17 protein-coding genes are annotated in these 23,305 nt (G+C 55.3%); 10 read left to right on the top strand and 7 right to left on the bottom strand.

Going from position 1 to position 23,305, the window contains the following annotated elements; translation table 11 throughout:
- The first annotated feature begins 152 nt into the window (after positions 1 to 152).
- A complete protein-coding gene (locus QZL66_RS04955; protein ID WP_022410630.1) occupies positions 153 to 2,957 on the top strand; it encodes a glycoside hydrolase family 2 TIM barrel-domain containing protein in 2,805 nt (934 codons plus the stop codon).
- Positions 2,958 to 3,207: 250 nt separating this feature from the next.
- On the opposite strand, the gene QZL66_RS04950 is transcribed toward QZL66_RS04955, so the two are convergent.
- Genes QZL66_RS04950 through QZL66_RS04940 form a run of 3 tightly spaced genes read right to left on the bottom strand, consistent with a single transcriptional unit; the run spans position 3,208 to position 7,673 of the window.
- Positions 3,208 to 4,092: a fumarylacetoacetate hydrolase family protein gene (locus QZL66_RS04950; protein ID WP_022410629.1), complete on the bottom strand. Its 885-nt coding sequence runs from the start codon at positions 4,090 to 4,092 to the stop codon at positions 3,208 to 3,210.
- A gap of 16 nt (positions 4,093 to 4,108) precedes the next feature.
- Entirely contained in the window at positions 4,109 to 5,431 is a 1,323-nt protein-coding gene (locus tag QZL66_RS04945; protein WP_022410628.1) for a cation:proton antiporter, read from the bottom strand.
- A gap of 46 nt (positions 5,432 to 5,477) precedes the next feature.
- Positions 5,478 to 7,673 carry a glycoside hydrolase family 9 protein gene (locus tag QZL66_RS04940; RefSeq protein ID WP_022410627.1) on the bottom strand — a complete coding sequence of 732 codons (2,196 nt, stop codon included), beginning with the start codon at positions 7,671 to 7,673 and terminating at the stop codon, positions 5,478 to 5,480.
- Positions 7,674 to 8,133: 460 nt separating this feature from the next.
- Between QZL66_RS04940 and QZL66_RS04935 the strand changes: the two genes are divergently transcribed.
- From QZL66_RS04935 to QZL66_RS04910, 6 genes are all read left to right on the top strand, one after another.
- Positions 8,134 to 9,084 carry an L-lactate dehydrogenase gene (locus QZL66_RS04935; RefSeq protein ID WP_022410626.1) on the top strand — a complete coding sequence of 317 codons (951 nt, stop codon included), beginning with the start codon at positions 8,134 to 8,136 and terminating at the stop codon, positions 9,082 to 9,084.
- 181 nt (positions 9,085 to 9,265) lie between these two features.
- Positions 9,266 to 10,444, top strand: a complete 1,179-nt coding sequence (locus QZL66_RS04930; RefSeq protein WP_022410625.1) for an NAD(P)-dependent malic enzyme — start codon at positions 9,266 to 9,268, stop codon at positions 10,442 to 10,444.
- A gap of 180 nt (positions 10,445 to 10,624) precedes the next feature.
- Entirely contained in the window at positions 10,625 to 11,443 is an 819-nt protein-coding gene (locus QZL66_RS04925; protein ID WP_022410624.1) for a ComEA family DNA-binding protein, read from the top strand.
- A gap of 345 nt (positions 11,444 to 11,788) precedes the next feature.
- A complete protein-coding gene (locus QZL66_RS04920; RefSeq protein ID WP_022410623.1) occupies positions 11,789 to 13,249 on the top strand; it encodes a hypothetical protein in 1,461 nt (486 codons plus the stop codon).
- 123 nt (positions 13,250 to 13,372) lie between these two features.
- Entirely contained in the window at positions 13,373 to 14,419 is a 1,047-nt protein-coding gene (locus QZL66_RS04915) for a carbohydrate ABC transporter permease (protein WP_022410622.1), read from the top strand.
- Positions 14,419 to 15,294 (top strand): carbohydrate ABC transporter permease, encoded by an 876-nt coding sequence (locus QZL66_RS04910; protein WP_022410621.1) that lies wholly within the window; start codon positions 14,419 to 14,421, stop codon positions 15,292 to 15,294. Before QZL66_RS04915 ends, QZL66_RS04910 begins: the two co-directional genes overlap by 1 nt.
- A gap of 141 nt (positions 15,295 to 15,435) precedes the next feature.
- Here QZL66_RS04910 and folD read toward each other — a convergent pair whose 3' ends face one another.
- Genes folD through QZL66_RS04890 form a run of 4 tightly spaced genes read right to left on the bottom strand, consistent with a single transcriptional unit; the run spans position 15,436 to position 20,016 of the window.
- The gene (folD, locus tag QZL66_RS04905) at positions 15,436 to 16,296 is read right to left on the bottom strand and encodes a bifunctional methylenetetrahydrofolate dehydrogenase/methenyltetrahydrofolate cyclohydrolase FolD (protein WP_022410620.1); all 861 of its coding nucleotides are present in this window, start codon (positions 16,294 to 16,296) and stop codon (positions 15,436 to 15,438) included.
- Positions 16,297 to 16,299: 3 nt separating this feature from the next.
- Positions 16,300 to 17,400: a prolipoprotein diacylglyceryl transferase gene (gene lgt / locus QZL66_RS04900; protein WP_022410619.1), complete on the bottom strand. Its 1,101-nt coding sequence runs from the start codon at positions 17,398 to 17,400 to the stop codon at positions 16,300 to 16,302.
- Between the two features lie 54 nt (positions 17,401 to 17,454).
- Positions 17,455 to 18,738, bottom strand: a complete 1,284-nt coding sequence (locus QZL66_RS04895) for an EF-P 5-aminopentanol modification-associated protein YfmH (protein WP_022410618.1) — start codon at positions 18,736 to 18,738, stop codon at positions 17,455 to 17,457.
- A gap of 3 nt (positions 18,739 to 18,741) precedes the next feature.
- Complete coding sequence (locus QZL66_RS04890) at positions 18,742 to 20,016, bottom strand: EF-P 5-aminopentanol modification-associated protein YfmF (RefSeq protein WP_022410617.1); 1,275 nt, start codon at positions 20,014 to 20,016, stop codon at positions 18,742 to 18,744.
- A 306-nt stretch (positions 20,017 to 20,322) separates the two neighbouring features.
- Between QZL66_RS04890 and aroB the strand changes: the two genes are divergently transcribed.
- The 3 genes from aroB to QZL66_RS04875 form a co-directional block, all read left to right on the top strand.
- On the top strand, positions 20,323 to 21,375 hold the full coding sequence (gene aroB, locus QZL66_RS04885; protein ID WP_022410616.1) for a 3-dehydroquinate synthase: 1,053 nt from the start codon (positions 20,323 to 20,325) through the stop codon (positions 21,373 to 21,375).
- On the top strand, positions 21,372 to 22,619 hold the full coding sequence (gene aroA, locus QZL66_RS04880; RefSeq protein WP_022410615.1) for a 3-phosphoshikimate 1-carboxyvinyltransferase: 1,248 nt from the start codon (positions 21,372 to 21,374) through the stop codon (positions 22,617 to 22,619). Before aroB ends, aroA begins: the two co-directional genes overlap by 4 nt.
- Positions 22,597 to 23,305, top strand: a 709-nt coding sequence (locus tag QZL66_RS04875; RefSeq protein ID WP_293601867.1) for a chorismate synthase, incomplete at its 3' end; no start/stop codon positions are given. The genes aroA and QZL66_RS04875, both read left to right, overlap by 23 nt.

Here is a 23,305-nt window from a genome sequence, read left to right as displayed (position 1 = left end):
TGTCCGGTTACCATTATTATAACATATTTCGCCAAAATGTCCAGCCCTCGGATTTTTTTAAGTTTATTTGCGCCGGTTCCTTGACAGCATATCCTGGATATGCTACACTTTGGATATGGAATCGAAACGCCTTTCTGAAAGGAGTCAAACATATGATCGCACGTTATGACCTCAGCGGTGTCTGGGAACTCTCTCTGGCGCAGATGGCAGGGAAACAGGTTCCCGCGGCTTTTGATGACACCATCTCGCTCCCCGGCACCACTTCTCTCGCCAAAAAAGGAACCCCCAATCCGGCACGGGAGACCGGATTCCTGACCGATGCCTATGCATTTGAGGGGCAGGCATGGTTTCGGAAAACCGTTTACCTCGATCCCGATTTTCTCGGACTTCCCATGAAGCTGACGCTGGAGCGCACCCGTATTACCACGCTGTGGATCAACGGCAGGCGTGTGGGCAGCTGCGACAGCCTGTGCACGCCCCACGTCTATGAGATTTCGGCATATGTGACGAAACCGCTGGTAGAGATCGTGGTCTGTGTGGAAAACACCGGCTATCCCATCAAGGGCGGACATCTCACCTCGCCGGACACCCAGTCCAACTGGAACGGCATCACCGGCAGCATGACGCTGGAGGTGTTTTCAGAGGTCTATGCGGATCATGTGCAGGCGTATCCCGATCCGGAGCGGCGGGAGGTCACTCTGACCATGCAGCTCCACGGGGCAAAGACCGCTTCGTTTGCGGCAGAGGGCAGCGTTATGGAGGACGATGAGGAGGACAGCATTCCCACGTTCCAGACGCAGCTGACAGCTGATGCCAGCGGTATGGCTTCGGTGACGATTCCCCTGGAGGAGGCGTACTACGAGTGGAGCGAATTTCACCCCGCCCTGTACTGCCTCACCTACCGCATCAACGAGCAGGATTGCGGTTATCTCAGCTTCGGTATGCGGCAGTTCTGCACGGATGGTATGCGCTTTACCATCAATGGACAGCCCACCATGCTCCGTGGCAAGCATGACGGACTGATTTTTCCACGCACGGGCTATGCGCCGACAGAGGTGAACGAGTGGATTCGCATTCTGGAGATCGCCAAGTCCTACGGCATCAACCACTACCGTTTCCACACCTGCTGCCCGCCGGATGCGGCGTTTACGGCAGCGGATCTGCTGGGCATCTACATGGAGCCGGAGCTGCCGTTCTGGGGCACGATCGCTGCGCCGGGAGAAGAGGGCTATAACGAGGCGGAACAGAATTACCTCATTGCACTGGGGGACAAGATACTGGAGACATTCGGCAACCATCCCTCGTTCGTCATGTTCTCGCTGGGCAATGAACTGTGGGGGAGTCCAGAGCGTCTGGGAGAGATTCTGCGGCATTACAAGGCGCTGGACAGCCGTCATCTGTACACACAGGGCTGCAACAATTTCCAGCGCCTCCCGCAGATTCTGCCGGAGGACGACTATTTCGTGGGCGTGCGCCTGAGCAAGGAACGGCTGCTGCGCGGCTCTTACAGCATGTGTGATGCGCCGCTGGGACATGTACAGACTGACCGTCCCAGTACCATGCACACCTATGACGATGTCATCTTCCCCAAGCAGACGGACGGTGAGGATGGCAGCAAGGTGCAGGAGATCGAGATTCAGTACGGCACCGGTGTCAAGAAAGTAAAGGTGGGGGATACTGCCGGCGGACTGGTTCCCACCAAGCCCATCATCACCCACGAGATCGGGCAGTATGAGGTGTATCCGGATTTTCGGGAGATCGAGAAGTACACCGGCCCGCTGAAGGCACGGAATTTCGAGGTGTTCCGGGAGCGCCTTGCAGCCAGGGGCATGCTGCATCAGGCGGAGCAGTTTTTCCGGTGCAGCGGTGCGCTGGCAGCTGCCTGCTATAAAGAAGAAATCGAGGCAGCCATGCGGTCGCAGTATGTGGCTGGTTTCCAGCTGCTGGATTTGCAGGACTTTTCCGGACAGGGCACGGCGCTGGTCGGTATGCTGGATGCTTTCATGGAGAGCAAGGGACTGATTTCGCCAGAGGAGTGGCGGATGTTCTGTTCTGACTGCGTGCTGCTGGCACAGTTCCCGTCCTATGTCTGCATCACCGGCGAGATGCTTGCGGCAAAGGTGTCCCTGCGCTGCGCCACGCCCGCATTTCCGGAACACAACATCATCGAGTGGCTTCTGGTGGCAGAGAACGGCGAGACGCTGGGCGAGGGAAACTTTACGCTGGCCAAGGCGGAAGTCGGGCTGAACGAAGTGGGCAGCATTTTCTGCCGGATGCCGGAGGAGGTGCAGCGCCCCATGCGGATGCATCTGGTGCTGTCGGTGCGGGATACCGATGTGTGCAATGCCTACGACCTTATGCTCTATCCGGCGATCGCCATGCCGGAGCTTGCCGACCATGGGACACTGTGCGTGACAGAGGAGCTGGACAAGGCACTGCAAACGCTGGAAAACGGCGGTGCTGTGCTGTTCCTGCCCACGGAAACGGCGCAGGCGATTGAGGGATTTTACTGTACGGATTTCTGGTGCTATCCCATGTTTCGGGACATCTGCAACTGGATGAAAAAGCCGGTTGCGGTAGGAACCATGGGGCTTTGTATTCAGGCAGATCATCCGGCACTGTCGGCATTCCCCACGCAGGAGTACAGCACGCCCCAGTGGTACGACATCGTTTCCGCAGCGGACTGTGCGATTCTGGATGACACCGCTCAGACACTGACGCCCATTGTCCAGATGATCGATAACTTCGAGCGCAACCACAAGCTTGGCATTGTATGGGAGGCAAAGGTCGGCACCGGCAGACTTCTGGTGTGCACCAGCCGGCTCTCCCGCATTGCCATGCGTCCGGAGGTGCGCTGGTTCGCCAAGAGTCTGCTGGATTATGCGGCATCGGAGGAGTTCGCACCGGAACAGAAAATGACACCGGCGCAGCTGCGGCAGATCTTTGAAAAGGTATAAGAACCTGTCTTCACAAGCGTATCCACGTGTCTTTTCGGCAAATTTTGCTGCATACTGCGTAGAAAAATACTTGCCGGGCGACAGCCCGCCTGCGTATTTTTGCCTTGTCTGCAACAAAATTATGCTCGAAAATCCACATATATTTCTTGTGAAGACAGGTTCTAATAGAATATCATGTCATGCGAATGAAAAATCCCGTGCAGAGGCGAAACTCTGTACGGGATTTTTGGTTATATTTGTGTGAAAAGAGTTATTCCACCGGATTGACGATTGTGCCAATGCCCTCCACTGTACAGGTGACAACGTCGCCGTGCTTGAGGTACTTGGGCGGATGGAAGCCCATGCCCACACCGGCAGGCGTTCCCATGGAGATGATCGTTCCGGCAGGGATGCGCATGGCGTGGGACAGCTCTTCAATGACATAGGGGATGTTGTGGATGTACAATTCGGTGTTGCACTTCTGCCGCAGTTCTCCGTTGACGTGGCAGGTGAGATTCAGCTTCGGCGGAAAGGAGAAGCTGTCCGCCGTGACCAGACACGGTCCCATGGGTGCGAAGCCGTCCAGACTCTTGCCCCGGAACCACTGCTTGTGGCGCATCTGGATGCATCTGGCGCTGACATCGTTCATGATGGTGTAGCCGAACACATAGGAGGCAGCGTCCTCTGCCTTTGCGCCCTGAATGTCCCTGCGTACCACGAACGCCATTTCCACCTCATAGTCCAGATCGGTGACGATGTCAAAGTGTCCCTGAATGGGATCGCCGGGGGCAACTGCCTCGTTGACATGCTTGGCAAAATAGATGGGGAACTTCCGCTCTCCGCCGTATTCCTGCCCCATGACACCCACGCTCTCCCTGGCGTGCTCCGAGAAGTTGACGCCAAGGCAGATGATGTCCCGAGCCGGACGGGGGATGGGCGCCAGCAGTTTGACCTGTGCCAGCGGAACGGCTTCTCCGGATTTCTCCGGCAGCAGGGCGGCCGCAGTATCACGCTGCCGGTCGGTCATGGTGACAGCAAGCTCTGCCATGTCGGCAAAGTGCAGTCCCAGCGCCTTCGCCGGCACGATGCCGGTTTCGTCCGCTGTCAGCACGCCAAGGTGCTCCGTGCTGTTTTGCAGATAGGTGACCAGTTTCATATGCAAGTACCTCCTGTCAGGACTCTTCCAGCTGTGCGTTTACGCCGCAGGTTTCCAGTCCCTCGTTGGCGGTAGTTCCGTCGTCATGTTTCCGGTTCTTGGGAAATACAAACTTCAGCAGGATGGGGGTGACGATCGTGGTGAATACGACCATGATGACCAGCGGTGTCATGAACTTCTCGCTCATCAGTCCCACGGAAGCACCCTTGTTGGCGACGATTAGAGCGACCTCACCACGGGATATCATGCCGATACCGATTTGCAGGCTCTCTTTGTTGGTGTAGCGCATGATCTTTGCGCCCAGTCCGCAACCGATGACCTTGGTGGCAACGGCAACCAGCATCAGCAGGAGCATAAAGATGATCAGCTTGCCGGTCAGACCGTCCAGTGTCATGGCAAGTCCGATGTTGGCGAAGAAGATGGGGGAGAGAAGCATGTAGGAGAGGGTGTTGAAGCGGTTGACCACGTATTCATTCTTTTTCAGACCGGATACGGCAAGGCCGGCAACGAAAGCGCCGGTGATATCTGCGACACCGAAGAACAGCTCTGCGGCAAAGGAGAGCAGCAGGCAGAAAACAAAGGTGACGATGTTGTGGCGCTGGAGGTTCTTGTTGCTGGATTCCCGCCATTTTTTAAAGAAGAAGTGGTACAGGACAGCGGCGCCGATTGCCACAATGAAGAATGCCAGAATGTTGATGACCACGGCGAAGATGCCGTCGCCCACCAGAGCCGAGCCGAGAGTCCTGGCAGATTCGCCGTCGCCGGACTTCTTGCCGCCCAGACTGATGACAACGGTCAGGGCGATGATGCCCAGAATGTCGTCGATGACGGCTGCACCCAGAATGGCGTTTCCGGCACGGGAGTTCAGCGCCCCCAGCTCCTTCAGGGTTTCCACGGTGATGCTGACAGAGGTTGCTGTCAGGACAACGCCGATGAAGATATTCTGCCAGAACAGGGATGCCATCTCCGGATCCTGATCGGTATTGTACAGATCTGCCAGGAAATAACCGCCCAGCAGCGGAACGATGACACCGATCAGGGCGATGACGAAGGAGGCGAGTCCTGCCTTTTTCAGCTCCTGAATGTCGGTTTCCAGACCGGCGCTGAACATGAGGACGATAACGCCCAGCTCAGCCAGACTGACGATCAGATCGTTGCGCTCTACCACATCCAGCAGCATCGGCCCCAGAATGATACCAGCAGCCAGTGCGCCTACAACCTGCGGCAGGCTGATGCGTTTGGTCAGCAGACCGAGGAGTTTGGTGGAAAGCAGAATGATTGCGATCTGCAATAAATACGAATAGTCATTGTTGAACAAAAACTCTTTGAAAGCGCTCATAAAAAGCTTCTCTCCCTTTTTCTTAATGAATTCTCAAATTTGGCAATTAGCCTTGCGCCAGCATTTGCCGCAGCGCAGCGTGATCCATGCCGTTTGCCTTGCCGTCCTGATTCAGGTCGGCATTGGCAGCACCCTGCCGGCTCAGCTCGGCATTGCCCAGCAGATAGCGCCCCAGCAGCACCAGATCGTTCAGCTTGACGCTGCCGTCTGTGTTCACATCGCCGAGGCTTCCGGATGCTGCAGTGGTTGTGGACGGGGCGGGTTTTGTGGCGACAGCAGTGGTCGTGGAGGGCTTGGTGCCGTCCGGTTCTATGCCGGAGTAGAGCACGCCGTTCTGGTAGAGCGGAATGCGGTCAGAAATCACGTATTCCCCTGCGTTTTTCAGCAGATCCGCATTGGAGTAGTCGTTGGAGGCATCCCAGCCCGACTGATAGTCGGGAAATACCAGTGCCAGAAGCAGTTCGCACTGGTGCTGTCCCTCGGAAATGGGCATGGCAGCTCTGCCGTCCGGATAGGTGATCTCAATATAATAGATGTTCCCCTGATACTGGGTGATGGGGGAGATCTCTGCGGGCTTGCAGTCGTCGTACATCTTCGCCTGATCCCGATCCACACGCACCGCCACATCAGAGGGCTGGTATCCGGCGCTGATAACCTCGGAGAGATCCATGTAGTACCGGTAGGACATGTTGTCCTCAATGCGTGCCGGCCATGCGCTGTGGTTGGTGAACTTGAAGCTCAGAGTGACGCCGCTGTCACTGCTTTTGAGTTTGGTCTCCACATAGAACTCCTGATCCCGCTGTTCCGGTTCGGGGAAATTCGGGTCGGGCTTGCTGTCGGAGGCGGTGTTCATCTTGCAGAGCAGGGCGGTGAAGCCGGCGTTATAGTCGCAGGCAACCTCGTTGTTGATATAGTTCTGCCGGTCGTCGGTGTAGGTGCCGTCCTCGTTGGGGCCGCCCACCAGTGCGCCGTAGAGGATGTGGCGGTTGGTTTCCGGCGTATCCAGCGCATTTTTCCAAGAGGCATGCGCCGTCCGGTGGTGGGGATTCTTGGGGGAGTTCTCGCCGTATCCCACCACAAAACTCTGGTGATCCGGATTGTCGCCGAGGCTGTAGTCGATCTGTTCCTGATAGAACTCCTGATACTTTTTGGTATCGGTGCCCTTGAGCACCGTGTCGCACGCCACGCTTGCCAGAAAACCGGCGGTGTTGGCATAGCGCAGACATCCCCATGTGGTCAGCCAGCGCAGACCGCCGTCCAGCTCCTTCACAGAGTCCGTCCAGTAGTCCAGATGCTTTTTCACACGGCTGGTGTAGAAGCTGTCGCCGGTGTTGATGGCGTACAGCAGCAGACCGCCCTGCATCACATCGTCCCAGCACATACCCCACGAGTATTTCAGCTCGTCGCTGCCCAGCTCCTTGCCCAGATTGGGAATGTAGGAGGCTGCCTTGTCCAGATAGCTCTTTTCGCCTGTGGCAATGTAGAGCCAGTTTGCCGCATAGAACAGCTCGTCATAGAAGTGCGAGGAGCGGTAGAAGCCGCCGGCATCGCTGTTGTTGTATGTGTCATCGCTTCTGGTCTTGTCGGCGAGGGCAAAGATGTTCTCCGCATGGGAGAGGTAGCTGTCCGCATTGGCGCTCTTATCCTTGAGGGCACAGTAGCCGGCAGCCAGCGCCGCAGCCATCTCGCCGCAGACAGCGGAGTCTGTCCCGCGCAGCACGGCTCTTGCCTTGTCGTAGTCTGCGCCGTTGTCCTTCATGCCGTACTCCAGCAGCTCTACCGGACCCCACCAGGTGTGATCCATCTGTCCGCTGCCCACCTGATAGACCACGGTGTCGCCCTCATCGCAGGCGGCGAGGTAGTCCAGCACGAAGGTGAGGTTGTTCATGTAGGTCTCCATCTGTCCGGAGCGCTCCACGCCGTCCGGATACTGGTACAATCCCCATGCCAGCATGGAGGCGGAGTACGCCATGGGCAGGTTGAATTTGACGTGGTCGCCGGCATCGTACCAGCCGCCTGTGACCTCATCGCTCAGCGTGGAGTCGGCACGCCATTCCACACGATTCCAGGACGGCAGAGGTCCGGCCTGCTGGCATTCGTAAAAGTACAGGGACTTTTGCAGGGCTTCCGCATAGTTCTGGGTATCGGCGGCGGCAGCAGGCAGCGCACCTGTGCCGGACACAGCGCCGGTGCTCAGACAGACCGCCAGAAGAAGTCCGGTGAGTCGGTGTCGTTTGTTCATTGGTTGCATTCCTTCCTTTCTTTTTTGTGCTTTGTTTCAGAGCCTGTTCTCCATAGAAAACGCTTTGAAACGCATTTTAAATAGGTAACAGACCCATTCGCATTTTATTATGACACCTTTTCACGGAATTGTCAAGCTGTTTTCATGAGAATATCACAGCATCCGTGCCGATTTTACAGCGGAGAATCCGGTTTTTGTTTAGTTTGTACGCTTCTCGAGGGGGAATTCTGTAAGAAGTGACAAAAATTTTAAAATGGAGGATTGTACCTTGCAAATTTTCAGCGGACGTGTTATAATAAACTTGAGTATGCAGGCGGAGAAGCGAAAGCCAAAAACGGCTGACTGCTCCCAAAAAGCTGCGTACAGGAACTCGCTTTTCAATACGGGTTCTGCGACTGGGCGTTCTGGATTCCATCGGAATTCAAAAGAGCGCCAGAAAAGTTAGGAGGAAGATTGTAAAGTGGAAAAGAATGTTAAAAAAGGAAAAAAGGTAACCGTTCTGGGCGCAGGTAATGTTGGTGCGTCTATCGCATTTGCACTGGCAATTAAGGGCTTATGTTCGGAGCTGCTGCTGGTGGATATCAATAAGCCGAAGGCAAAGGGCGAAGCAATGGACATCATGCAGGGCAACGCATTCTGCCCCACCTGTGATGTGCACGACGGCGACTATCCGGATGCTGTGGGCTCTGATGTGGTAATCATCACAGTCGGCATCGCAAGAAAGCCGGGTCAGACCAGAATCGACCTCTGCAAGACCAACGCAAAGATCATGGCATCGGTTATGCCGGAGATCACCAAGTATGCCCCCAATGCATGCTATGTGATCGTCAGCAACCCGGTTGATGTGCTGACCTATGAGGCAATCCGTGTTTCCGGTCTGAGCCCGAAGCAGGTGATCGGCTCCGGTACCGTTCTGGACTCCTCCCGTCTGCGTACCTGTCTGTCCGACCACGCTGGTCTGAACATCAAGAACATCCACGCATATGTATTCGGCGAACACGGCGATTCTTCCATGATCCCGTGGTCTCTGTCCAGCATCGGCGGCATGAAGTTCGATGAGTACTGCCAGACCGTTGAGAATCTGGGCGACAAGGATGCCATTGAGCAGGAAGTTCGTGACGGCGGCGCTGAGGTTATCAAGTGCAAGGGCGCAACCTATTACGCAATCGCACTGTCTGTCAGCACCATCGTTGAGGCAATCCTGCGGGATACCAAGGCTGTTCTCACAGTTTCTACTCTGCAGGACGGCACACACTATGGCATCAAGGATGTCTGCCTGAGCCTGCCGTGCGTTGTCGGCGCAAACGGCATTGAGCGGGAACTGACTCCTCCGATGACTGAGGAAGAGATCGTTCGCCTGAAGAAGAGCGAAACCGCACTGCGTCAGGTAATCAACGAAATGTCTCTCTAAGAGCCGCAGCAAGGCTCTGAAAATTGCCCAAAGGGCACCAAGCCAAACCGCCGGGCAATCTGGAAGACTTTTCCGATTTCCGGTGGTTTTTCGGGTGTATTTCCCGAAACTAGAATTCAAAACCGCTGTCCGGCACCGGACAGCGCCAACCGGAAGGTTGATTAGAAAGGAACGGAAAACTATGGATTATGCAGCAGAATCTTTGAAACTGCACTATGAATGGCAGGGAAAAATCGAGGTAACCCTCCGTGCACCGCTGGAAACCGCAGATGACCTTTCTCTGGCGTATACCCCGGGTGTTGCACAGCCTTGTCTGGAAATTCAGAAGGATGTTTCCAAGAGCTATGACCTGACCCGCCGCGGCAATCTGGTGGCTGTTATCACAGACGGCACCGCTGTTCTGGGTCTGGGCGACATCGGTCCGGAAGCAGGCATGCCGGTTATGGAAGGCAAGTGTGCTCTCTTCAAGCGTTTCGGCAATGTGGATGCCATCCCGCTCTGCGTTCGCTCCAAGGATGTGGACGAGATCGTCAACACCGTTCGTCTGCTGGCCGGCAGCTTCGGCGGCGTAAATCTGGAGGATATCTCCGCACCCCGCTGCTTCGAGATCGAAAAGCGGCTGAAGGAATGCTGCGATATTCCGATTTTCCACGATGACCAGCACGGTACTGCTGTGGTAACGCTGGCTGCAATGCTCAACGCACTGAAGCTGACTGGCAAGGACATCCACCAGATCAAGGTGGTTACCAGCGGTGCAGGCGCAGCAGGTATCGCAATCATCCGTCTGCTGATCGCAATGGGTCTGGATCCGCACCACGTAATCCTCTGCGACCGCCACGGCGCAATCTACGAGGGACGTGACAACCTGAATGCACAGAAGGAAGAGATGGCTGCTATCACCAACAGCGGTCACAAGAAGGGCACGCTGGCTGAGATGCTGGTTGGCGCAGATGTTTTCATCGGCGTTTCCGCACCGGGCTGTGTAACACCGGAAATGGTAAAGACCATGGCAAAGGATCCGATCATCTTCGCAATGGCAAACCCGACACCGGAGATCATGCCGGATCTGGCTCTAGCATCCGGCGCAGCTGTTATGGGCACCGGACGCAGCGACTTCCCGAACCAGATCAACAACGTTCTGGCATTTCCGGGTATCTTCCGTGGCGCACTGGATGTTCGTGCAAGCGAGATCAACGACGCAATGAAGATCGCTGCTGCAAAGGCAATCGCCGGTTTTGTTACCGATGACAAGCTGGCAGCAGATTACATCATCCCCAGCCCGCTGGAGGATGGCGTTGCCGCAGCAGTTGCCAAGGCAGTTGCAGAGGCAGCCAAGGAAACCGGCGTCGCTAGAGTATAAAAAGCAAAGCGGTAAATTCGCTTTTGAAAACGAGAGGGGCAGGGAGAAATCTCTGCCCTTTTCGCCGCAGTTTTTGCTTTTTCAGAAAAATTCGGGAATTGTGAAAAAAGTACTTGCAGAATCTGAAAAAATGTGCTACAATAATTCTGTTCGGAACATATTTGTGATCGGATTGTGCCTATGAAGAAAAAAACAATATGGAAAAAACGGTGCGGCAGCCTTTTGGCGGTTGCTTTGCTGACCGGAGCAGTCGCTCTGGTGGGATGGCAGGGGATCCGCAGCTTTTCGGATGTCAAAACGCCGGCAAAGGTACACCGGCTGGCGGCGGAGTCGTCGGCAGTTTCTGCGGTGTCATCATCGGTTTCGGTATCTGTGCCAGAGTCATCTGTTTCCAGTTCTGCGAAAGCAACCCGCAAGGCGGCATCCTCGAAATCCGCAGCTGCGACGGAATCCACCCGGACGGTGTGTGATGTTTCCACACCCATGAACCTTAACACGGCGACGGCGGAGGAATTGCAGGTACTGCCGGGAATCGGGGAGGTTCTGGCGCAGCGCATTGTGGCATATCGGGAGCAGATTGGCGGATTCCGGAACCTTGAGCAGCTGCTGGAGGTAAATGGCATCGGAACAGTGAAGTATGCGGAAATCGTTCCGATGCTGTACCTGCCGGAGGAAACGCCGGACGAGGAGGAATTGCTCCAGCCGGAAGAAGTTCCGGAGGAGTCTTCTGCGGCGGACATGCCGGAAGAGGCGGCGACAGATGCGGCGGAACCGTCGGAGCCTGTTTCCTTTCCAATCGATCTGAACACGGCAACTCGTGAGGAACTGATGCGGATTCCGGAGATGACGGAAACGCTTGCCGATGCGATTTTGACGCTGCGGCAGGAGATCCGGTACTTTTCCTCGCCCTATGAGCTGCTGTATGCAGAGGGAATGACGGATCAGCGGTTCGAGAAGCTGCGGGATTTTGTGACAGTTCTGCCGGAAAACCGCCCGTAGCGCAAATGTTTCTGTGGAAAATCACGATTTTAACCGTTTTGTAACCATTTCCGCAAATGCACAATTTATATGGCAATGTGTACAAAAAAATGAGTTAATTTTTGTTTTGTATCACTGAAAAAAATGAAAGAATGGTATAATCCATTGACATTTGATTCGAATTGTTGTATATTAAGCTTATCCGAAAAAATGTTCTTTTGACGATGCAAAATTGACAGAGAGAACAGATTTCGGAAAAGCGGCTGCGCTTTCCGAAATTCGGAGCGCATTTTATAGGATTATTACGCCGGAAGCCCGAATGGACGGCAGACGGTGTAATATATATATTTAAGGAGGAAAATTCCAATGAACAAGTTGAAAAAGACACTGGCTTTGATGGCTGCTCTGACTATGACTGCAACTGCATTCGTAGGCTGCGGCGACAAAGAAGATTCTTCTTCTACTGCCGATTCTTCTGTTGCTGAGTCTTCTGCTGATGAGAGCAGCGCAGACGCTGAGAGCAGCGAAGATGCAGACAGCAGCGAAGCTGAAGGTGGCGACACCACTGGTGCTCCGACTCCGGATGGCACTCTGAAGGACGACGATGACACTCTGAGCATTCTGTGCTGGACTGACACCGACCTGAAGGCAATGTTCGATGTTACTTCTGCAAAGAACCCGACCTACGTAAACGTTGGTTCCGGCGGTACTGAGGCAAACGAGCAGTACGTTCAGTACTTCTCTTCTGGCTCTGACGTTGACCTGTTTGTTTGCGATGCAGACTGGGTAATGAGCTATGAGAACAACGACGAGTACACCGCTCCGCTGTCCGCTCTGGGCATCGATGAGAGCATGTACAAGGATGCTTACGGCTACACTGTAACACTGGGTACCGACAGCAACGGCGTTCTGAAGGGTGCTTCCTGGCAGGCAGCTGCCGGCGGTTACGCTTACAGAGCTGACCTGGCTGAAGAGTACCTGGGCGTAACTTCTCCGGAAGATATGCAGGCACAGATCGGTGACTGGGATGCATTCTGGAAGACCGCTGCAACTGTATACGAGAAGTCTGGTAACAAGACTGCTATGGCTGATACCATCGCCGGCGTATGGAGAGCATACTCCGCTGGTAACAGAACCACTCCGTGGATCGACGCTGACGGCAAGTTCCAGCCGGATGCAACCAAGGACTTCATCACCATGGCAAAGGAAAACTTTGACAAGGGCTACATCACCAACGTAAAACAGTGGACAGACGACTGGAAGCTGATCGGTCAGAGCGAAGGCGCACTGGCTAACGCTACATTCGGTTACTTCTTCCCGTCTTGGTCTATGGCTGCTGGCGCTCAGCTGCAGGACGGCGAAGGCGGCGAAGGCGGTTCTACTTACGGAAAGTATGGCTACACCATGGGTCCGACCGGTTGGTACTGGGGCGGCTCTTGGCTGTGCGTATCCCCGAACTGCAACAGCGCAACTGCAGCAGCTCAGTTCGTATACGACATGACCATCAACGCAGATACCATGAAGCAGTACGCTCTGTCTCACTCTGACTTCGTAAACAACAAGACCGTTATGGCTGACGTTGTTGCTGAAGGCGCTAACAAGAACCCGCTGCTGAAGGACGGACAGGATCAGTTCGCAACTCTGCTGGATTCCGCTGACAACATTAGCCTGGACGGTGTCGCTGGCCAGAACGACGGCACCATCAACGATGCTTTCGTAACTGCTGTACAGTCTTACTGCACCGGTGATCTGGATAGCGAAGAAGCTTGCCTGGATAACTTCCTGGATGCTGTTTCTACCGCTCTGCCGGACGTACAGGTTGACTAATTTTCGTCACACTGAACGAATCTTTTCATAAATATATCGCCTACAGGGGGAGAACACTGCCCTTGTAGGCATATATTTATCATAACTCTTACTATTCTACTTAATTTTTGAGAGGGTGATTCTATGGCATCTACGGCACAGTCCCGTATTAAGTCCATTAGCTACGCCAAGTACGGGTATCTGTTTATCCTGCCGTTCTTCCTCGTCTATTGCTTTTTCCAGATCTGGCCTCTGATCAACACCTTTATTCTAAGTTTTCAGGGCAACGCAAGTCACACTGGCGAGTTCGTGGGATTCGATAACTACCAGACACTGCTGTTCGGCGGTGACAGCCGTAGTTTGAGAAAAATTCACACACAGTTCCTGGAAGCACTGGGCAATACTGTTATTCTGTGGGTTGGTAACTTCATTCCGCAGATCCTGCTGTCCCTGCTGCTGGCTGTATGGTTTACCGATTCAAAGCTGCACATCCCGGGCAAGGGCTTCTTCAAGGTTGTTATGTACCTGCCGAACATCATTACCGCAGTATCCGTTGCAGCTCTGTTCCTGCGACTGATCTCCAACCAGACTTCCAGTGCTGCAAACGGCATCTGGATGAGTTGGGGTCACGAGAAGTTTGACTTTGAGGGTGCAAAGATTTATGAGGGTACTGCCGGCTGGTCTCGTGGTATCGTTATGTTCATCCAGACATGGATGTGGTTTGGTAATACCATGATTATGATGATGTCTGGTATTCTGGGTATTAATCCGTCTCTGTTTGAAGCGGCAAACATCGATGGTGCAAACAGCCGTCAGGTTCTCACCAAGGTTACTCTGCCGCTGCTGCGCCCGATGGTTGTCTACACCCTGATCACTTCCATGATCGGTGGTCTGCAGATGTTCGATATCCCGTATCTGTACCACTCTGATAAGACAGCAATCAATGAGCATTTGCGTACTGTCGCAATCTTCGTATACGAGAACTTCCACGTTGCAGATATGAAGAACGTGCGGTACGGTTATTCCGGTGCGGCTTCTGTCCTCCTGTTCCTGATTACGGTAATTCTGGGTATCTTTGTATTCCGGATGAACCGTGATGCCGATGAGGCAAGAAAGAAGAAAGAGCGTCGTGCTCTGGTCAAGGAATATAAGAAGCAGCAGAAGCTGGCAAAGCAGGGAGGTATTGTATAATGGAAAATGTTGGCGTTTCTGCAAATTATATGCTGAAGCAGCGCATTAAGTCTACGATATACTTTATCATCTGCGTGCTGATCGTACTGATTTGCTTGGTTCCGATTTACTTGCTGCTGATGAACGCAACTCGTTCGGATGCAGAGCTGGCACGTGCGCCGCTGTCTTTGATCCCCAGCGGCAGCCTGATCCATAACATCAAGGCAATTCCAACCCAGTATTCGGGCTGGAGTGTGTTCCATGGCTATGCGAACTCTCTGATCATTGCCGGCGGTTCGACAATCCTGACGGTTTTCTTCTCTGCCATGACTGCATATGGTCTGACTGTTTACGACTTCAAGATTCGTGACGGCGCATATACTTTCATTCTGGCAGTTATGATGATCCCGATTCAGGTAACATCGACTGGTTTCGTACAGTTCATGGTTGGTACCCTGAAGCTGGCTGACTCCTTCATTCCGCTGATCGTTCCGGCAATTGCTGCGCCGGCGATCGTCTTCTACATGCGTCAATACATGAAGTCCTCCTTCCCGCTGGACATCGTTGAGGCTGCACGTATTGATGGATGCAGCGAGTTCCGTACCTTTATTTCCATTGCAATTCCGATGATGAAGCCGGCAATTGCAGTACAGGCAATCTTTGCTTTCGTACAGAACTGGAACAACTACTATACACAGAACATGATCCTCCTTTCCAAGTCCAACCGGTTCACCATGCCGATGATGATCCAGAAGGTTCTGATGGTTGATAAGAGAATCGACCTTGGTGCACAGTACGCAGCAATTGCGTTGTCCATCATCCCGATTGTTATCATCTACCTCTGCCTGTCCAGATTCATCGTAGGCGGTGTTGCACTGGGCGGCGTCAAGGAATAATTTCCCGAAACGGAAACGGATTCTTTTGTGCAAAAAAGACTGCGGTATGCGTTGGCGTACCGCAGTTTTTGTATTTCCCGGTCTATGAAAAATGCCCTGCAATGACGCAGGGCATTTGTGTTTCTGGGGGGCGGGATGGATTTAGTCGTCCAGATGGTTCATAAGCTTGGCAGCGTGGAGCGTGTTCTTCAGCAGCATGGTAATGGTCATGGGGCCAACGCCGCCGGGAACCGGTGTGATGTAGCTTGCCTTTGGCTCAACTTCGGCGAACTCCACATCGCCGCAGAGCTTGCCGTTTTCGTCGTGGTTCATGCCCACATCGATGACCACTGCGCCATCCTTTACCATGTCGGCACGGATGAAGTGGGGTTTGCCCACGGCGCTGACGAGGATGTCAGCACCGGCGCAGACCTCGGCGAGGTTGCGGGTGCGGGAGTGGCAGATGGTCACGGTGGCGTTGCGGTGGAGGAGGAGCATTGCCATGGGCTTGCCAACGATGTTGCTGCGTCCAACAACCACGCAGTTTGCGCCGTTGAGGTCAACGCCAGTGCTGTCGATCAGTTCCATGACACCGGCAGGGGTGCAGGGGAGGAACTCGTAGTTGCCGATCATAATGCGTCCCACATTCATGGGGTGAAATGCATCCACGTCCTTTTCCGGAGCAATGGTGAGAATCACGGTCTGTTCGTCGATGTGCTTTGGCAGTGGCAGCTGTACCAGAATGCCGTGCACCTTATCATCCTTGTTGAGAACCCGGATGAGATCCAGCAGCTGTTCCTGCGTGGAATTTTCGTTCAGGCGATACTCGAACGCACGGAAGCCGACTTCCTCGCATGCCTTTTGCTTGTTGCGGACATAGATCTGGGAGGCAGGGTCATTTCCCACGAGAACGACTGCCAGACCGGGGTGAATGCCGTGGTTCTCCCGAAGCGCAGCAGTTTCCTCCCGAATCTGGGTGCGGAGCGCTGCCGAAACGGCCTTACCCGAAATTAATTTTGCCATATGTTATGACTCCTTTTCTTCTTCTGTTTCAGTTTCAGCGGATTCCGATTCCGGCGCAGGTACTTCTTCTGCCGGTGTTTCCTCGGAGTCGGCGGTGTCGTCTGCCGGTGTGTCAGCTTCTGCGGACTTGGCGGCAGATTTGTCGTGCTGCTGGTCATATTCCGCCAGCAGCGCCTTGGATTCTGCGGTGTCTTTATAAAGGCGGTAGTCAACGCCCATGCGTTTGATCCGCAAGCCGATGACGATTTGCAGGATGACGGAGGCGACCACACAGAGGATCGCCAGCATCTGAGAAATGCGGACGTTTCCCACCACCAGACTGTCGGCACGCAGTCCCTCTACAAACGCACGCTCCAGACCATACCAGCCGATGTAGAGGAGGAAGATTTGTCCGTCATAGCGGCGAATCTTCTTGGCGAAGAGCGCCAGCAGGACAAAGCCCAACAGGCACCAGATGGATTCGTAGAGGAAGCACGGGTGTACGGGTTGAGAAGCGTCCATAGCCGTGCCGAAATTCTGATAGTAGCTGGTGTAGGGATAGGAATTGGTGATCCAGTTCTGAATCTGTCCGCCGGACATGCCGAGGAAGCTGTCCGTGTTTCTGCCGAACGCCTCCTGATTGAAAAAGTTGCCCCAGCGTCCGATGCCCTGTCCCAGCAGGAAGCCGATTCCCACAATGTCCAGCAGGGGCAGGATGCGCACTTTCCGGAACTTTGCCACCGTGCAGCCCACAAGGAGCGCACCGATGATGCCGCCGTAGATGGCGAGTCCGCCCTGCCGGAGATTGAAGATGCTCTTCCAGTCGTCGGCGTAGGTGTCCCACTCTAAGATGACGTAATAGGCACGTGCGCCCACGATACCGCCGATGATGCCGCCGATGACGGCGTCAAGGAAGCGGTCGGGGTTCAGCCCGTATTTGCGCACCTGCGTAAAGGCGTAGATCATGGCGAGGAGCAGCCCCAGCGTAATCAGCAGTCCGTACCATTGGATGTCCAGCCCGCCGATGGAAAAGGCGGTGCTGTTTACGTGAATATCAATGCCAAGATGCGGGAAGACGACCTCGTTTTGATCCAGCGTTCCCACAGTAGTTGCAGTGTCAGTCATATGCAGGGGGATCTGAACAGGGATTCAGATCCCCTCGTTCCCTCCTTGTCTGGTTTATTTTGTCGGCAGAATGGTCGAGAGCACCATGCGGTCCGGACGCAGCTCCTCCCGCAGGAAGCGGTTGCAGTCATCAATGGTGACGGCGGAGAGGATGTCCAGTGTGTCGTACAGACTGCAGTGCAGGAATGCGGCGCTGAGCATGCTGCTTGCGACAGAGGAGACGTTGTTCAGAGAGCGAACGAAATCGCCGTAGGTCGCCTTTTTGTGCAGCTGAAACAGTTCCTCGTCCAGTCCGGTTTTTGCTGCCTCGGCAAATGCTGCTGTGATGCGCTCCCGAATTGCCTCCGGATGGTCGGAGGAACCGCTGTAAAACACGGTGAAGTATCCGCTGCCGTAGAAGTTCTCAAAGCTGAATGAGCTGTTGATGATGCCATCCTGTAGCATGGACTGGTACAGGGGCGAGGAGGAGGACAGCAGAATGCAGTTGGTGAGAGTGGCAATAAGATCCTGCTTCAGGCAGTCCCGATCGTCACGGGGCGTGCACTTGAAGCCCAGATGGAACAGCGGCTGTCCCACAGCGGCGTTCTCTGTGACCTCCGGCGAAACGATGGAGTCCGGCTCGTCGGGAAAGATGGTTTCCAGCTTCTGATCCTTGCAGGGCTTCAGCAGGCGGTCGGCAGATTCCAGCACCTGATCTACGGTGCACTTGCCGGCAACCACCAGTACCATGTTGTGGAGATTGTAGAACGTGCGGTAGCAGCGGTACAGGAGGTCGTCGGTGATCTGTGCGATGCTCTCTACTGTGCCGGCGATGTCGATGCGTACCGGATGGCTGTGGTAGAGGTTCTCCAGCATGTTGAAGAATACCCGCCAGCCGGGATCGTCGTCATACATGCGGATCTCCTGTCCGATGATGCCCTGTTCCTTTGCCACGCTCTCCGGCGTGAAGTAGGGGGACTGGACGAAGGAGAGGAGGATGTCCAGCGATTCCTGAAAGTGGTCGGAGCAGTCGAAGAAGTAGCAGGTCTTGTCAAAGGAGGTGAAAGCGTTGGCATTTGCGCCGGTCTTGGCGTAGAGGTCGAATACGTCGCAGTCCTCGTTCTCAAAAAGCTTGTGCTCCAGAAAATGGGCGATACCCTCCGGCACCGTGCAGAAGTCCGCATCGTCTGCCGTCTTGAAGCGGGTGTGGATGGAGCCGTAGTTGGTGCAGAACAGCGCCTGTGTGGTCTGGAAGCCGTCCATTTCGCAGACCAGAATGTTCAGACCGCTTTTGTGGCGAATCTGTGTGTAGGAATCGCCGGTGAGCGGGGAACGGATGATGGTTTTCGTGGTTTCCATGGATTATTCCGCCTCCTTTTTGCAGTCCATGAGGTAGATAGTGTCCAGCGTCAGGGTGTTCGCAGCTTCTACCAGCTGAGGGATCGTGACGGACTGGTATTTTTCGTGGAGTTCGTCCTGCGACAGGGAGATGCCCTTGCAGAACTGTCCGAAGTACCAGTTGATATAGGACGACGGCGTATCGCCAATGCCGTAGATGGAGTCGTGGAAGGACATCTTGGCGTTTTCCAGCTCCTCCTGCGTGATGTTGCCCTGCTGGATCTCCCGCAGCTGCTGGAGGATGGCGTCCCGTGTTTTTTCCACGTTCTGCTGTTCAATACCGCTGTCCACGGTGAGCGACTGCTTGAAGGTGGAATAGCTGGCAGCGCAGTAGTAGCACAGGCTCATCTTCTCCCGTACGTTGGCGAAGAGTTTGGAGCTTGGCGTGCCGCCAAAGACGGCGCTGAGCATGGCGAGCACCCACGGATTTTCATAAGCGGTTTTCCAGAGAAGCACCAGCTTGCACTGTGCCACGGGCAGCAGCTCGTGCACCTCCTGCGGTTCGGGCTTTGCCGGACTGGGGGCAATGGCGCAGAGTGGCTGAGGCTTGCGGTCGGGGATGGCGGCAAAGGCACGGCGCAGCTTGTCTGCCAGTCCCGCCTTTTTCGCCGAACCAACGAAATAGATCTCGATGCCGGCGGTGCGGAGCAGCTCCTGATATGCCGCATAAGCGGATGCCGGTGTCAGGGCAGCAACCTCTTCCGCTGTGCCGCAGGGGGAAAGTGCGGCAGGTTCGCCGTCGAATGCTGTACGGCGTGCCTGATTCAGGGCGTAGGTACGCTTTTCATCGATCTCCGCCTTGATGGTGTCCAGCAGATTCTGCTGCCTGATGCGGAATTCGGTCTGGGAGAATGCGCCGTCTGCGGCGTTGGGGCGAAACAGGCAGTCCAGCAGCAGCTCCAGCACCTCGTCAAAGAGCGGTTCCTGTTCCAGTGCATAACGGTCGTCAATGACGGTGGCGGAGATGTGGTTGGTCTGGATGTCGCCCTCCCGCTGGACGCTGCCGAAGATGGCTGCGCCGTAGAGCATCTGGAGCTTTTTCCGGAGCTGTGCAATGGAGGGGTAACGCTGGTTGCTCGCCGTCAAGAGGGAGGTGGCGAGGGCGCTTCCGGCAGCAGTGGCAGCCGAGAGCGGCTGGCTGAAAAAGATTTTCAACGTATTGGTCTTGAATTTCGGATCCAGAATCTCGGAGTAGCCGATGCCCTCGGCGAGCAGGATCCGTTCGTAATCGGTCGTCATAGAATCTTTCCTTTCTCATTTCCGGCAGAGCGTGCGCCGGAAAAATATTGGTGTGCAGACGCTTCGCATCCGTGCGGCAGAGCTGCACTCTGTTATTATACCACATCTGAATGGAAATTGCTATTGTTTTCACCAAATTCTCATGAGAATTTTTCCGGCAAGGCGAAAACAGCGGAAAATCCCGTGAAGCGTTTACAAATAGTTGTTGAAATACCGGTGAAATTTTAGTATACTAAAAGAGAGCGTGAAGCAGTGGCTTCACACCAATGGAGTTCCGGAAACTTCCGGAGAAAGGGGATACCTTTTATGCAGACAATTACGGTACATGCCAGTCAGGCATATCCGATCTGGATTTCACACGGGCTTTTGGCAGAGTGCGGCACACTGGTGCGGCAGCAGACCAAGGCACAGACCGCAGTCGTGGTCACAGACGATACAGTAAACGAGCTTTACGGCGATACCGTGACAGCCTCTCTGGAACAGAACGGCTTTCGGGTGCTGAAGTTCGTCTTTCCCCATGGAGAGGCGTCCAAGTGCAGCAAGACGCTGAACGAGATCTATGACTTCCTGTGCGGGAACAATCTCACCCGCACCGACTGTCTGGTAGCACTGGGCGGCGGCGTTGTGGGGGACATCACCGGTTTTGCGGCAGCAACCTATCTGCGTGGCATGGACTATGTGCAGATTCCCACCACGCTGCTGGCACAGGTGGACTCTTCCGTGGGCGGAAAGACTGCCATCGACCTGCCCGGCGGCAAAAATCTGGTGGGTGCATTCAAGCAGCCCGTCTGCGTGCTGTGCGATCCGGATACCCTCAGGACGCTGCCCCGCAAGTTTCTGGCGGACGGCATGGGGGAGGTCATTAAGTACGGCATGATCTGGGACGAGAAGCTCTTTGCCCTGCTGGAACAGTATGACCTCGACCGCATCCACGAGGTGATGGATCAGGTCATCGCCTCCTGCGTGGACATCAAGCGGCAGGTGGTGGAGCACGACGAGTTCGACACCGGCGAGCGGATGATCCTCAACTTCGGGCACACACTGGGACATGCGGTGGAGAGCTATTATCACTATGTGACTTACACCCACGGCAGCGCTGTGGCAGCCGGCATGTGCATGATGGCGAAAAAGACTTGCTCCGAGGACGTATACCAGCGCCTGTGCCGGTGCGTGACGGCGTATGAGCTGCCCACAAAAGTGCCGGCACCCATGGCGGAGCTGGTGCCCCTGTGCGGAAACGACAAGAAGCGTGCCAGCGCATCACTGCGGTTTATCGTGTGCCAGCACATCGGCAAGGCGGAGATCCGCTCCATGCCGTTCACCGAGTTTGCCGCATGGATGGGAGGGGAGCAGGCATGAACGTTGCAATCACTCCTGCGCTGCTGGAGGGCACGCTGCGTGTGCCTGCCTCCAAGAGCATGGCGCACCGCATGCTGATCTGTGCAGCGCTGGCGGAGGGCACCTCCGTCATCCACGGCGTAGACAACTCACAGGATATTACGGCGACCATGGGCGCACTGGCAGCACTGGGTGCTTCGTTCCGAACCGAGGGAAAGACCGTCACCGTCTGCGGCATCGGCGGCAAAGCAGCATCGGCGGCGGCAGAGATGGACTGCTGCGAGAGCGGCTCGACTCTGCGCTTTCTGATTCCGGTGGCGGCAGCGCTTGGCGTGGAAACCACTTTTCTGGGTCGGGGACGGCTGCCCCAGCGTCCGGTGACGGCGTATCTGCGGGAACTGCCCAAAAACGGCGTGACTTTCGACTATGCCGGCACCATGCCCTTCTCCCTGCGGGGACAGCTCTGCGCCGGTACGTTTGAGCTGGAGGGCGATGTCTCCTCGCAGTACGTCACGGGACTGCTGTTTGCTCTGCCGCTGCTGGAAAGCACATCCCGCATCCGTCTGCTGTCCCGTCTGGAGTCCCGCCCGTACGTGAACCTGACGCTGGCGTGTCTGCGGCAGTTCGGCATCACCGTCACGGAAACCGGGGACGGCTATGAGATTCCCGGCGGTCAGCACTACCATGCCGCAGAACAGACTGTGGAGGGCGATTATTCCCAGGCTGCGTTCTTTTATGTGGCAAATGCACTGGGCAGCCGTATCCGGCTGACCAATCTCAATCCGGAAAGTGCGCAGGGCGATAAAAAAGTGGTTGAAATTGTGCAGGAGATGTGCTATAATCAAAGTAATGGAAAACCGGTCTGCTTTACTGTGGACGCCGCCGACATTCCGGACATTGTTCCGATTCTGGCGGTGCTCGCAACCTTTGGCACGGCGCCGTCCCATATCACGGGGGCGCATCGCCTTGCCATCAAGGAAAGCGACCGGCTTGCGGCAACGGCAGACTTCCTTAACCGTCTTGGCGGCAATGTGACTGCAACGGCGGACGGACTGGATATCATTCCGGTAAAGGAACTGCACGGCGGCACGGTGGACAGCTTCGGCGACCACCGCATCGCCATGTGCGCCGCAATCGCAGCAACACGCTGTACGGAAACAGTGACGATTCTCCACGGCGAATGTGTGGAAAAGTCCTATCCGTCATTCTATGAGGACTATCAACAATTAGGAGGAACTGTCCATGTCATCGTTCTGGAATCGTAATATTTCCATTTCTATTTTCGGAGAATCTCACGGCCCCGCCATCGGTGTGGTGATCGACAATCTCCCCGCCGGCGAGTATATCGACCTTGAAAAGCTGCGCCACTTTATGGCGCGCCGTGCCCCGAAAAAAGACGGGACGACAACGCCTCGTGGCGAAAAAGACCTGCCGCAGGTGATGTCCGGTCTTCTGAACGACCGCACCACTGGCGCACCGCTGTGTGCCTTTATCCAGAATACGGACACACGTTCCAAGGACTACAGCAATCTGGCACGGCTGCCCCGTCCGGGTCACGCCGACTATACCGGCGCCATGCGCTACCGTGGCTTCAATGACGTGCGTGGCGGCGGACATTTCTCCGGCCGTCTGACAGCGCCCCTCTGCTTTGCCGGTGCGATCTGCGGACAGATTCTGGAGCGGCGGGGAATCTACACCGGCGCACACATTGCCGCAGTCCACGGCGTGAAAGATGACATGTTCAGCCGCACCAAGGTTACCAAGGAGGACATCCTCGCCGTGCGCCAGAAGGACTTCCCCGTCATCAACGATGCCCAGGGGGAGAAGATGCGGGACGACATCCGCAGCGCCCACGCCGGCGGCGAGTCCCTCGGCGGACTCATTGAATGCGTCGCTGTGAATGTTCCGGCAGGGGTCGGCTCGCCCATTTTCGAGGGACTGGAAAACACCA

The sequence above is a fragment of the Ruminococcus sp. CAG:330 genome, assembly GCF_000437175.1.
Lineage (GTDB): Bacteria > Bacillota > Clostridia > Oscillospirales > Ruminococcaceae > Ruminococcus_C.
The sequence above is the reverse complement of the archived record's forward strand: the minus strand, read 5'-3'. Positions and strand labels throughout refer to the sequence as shown.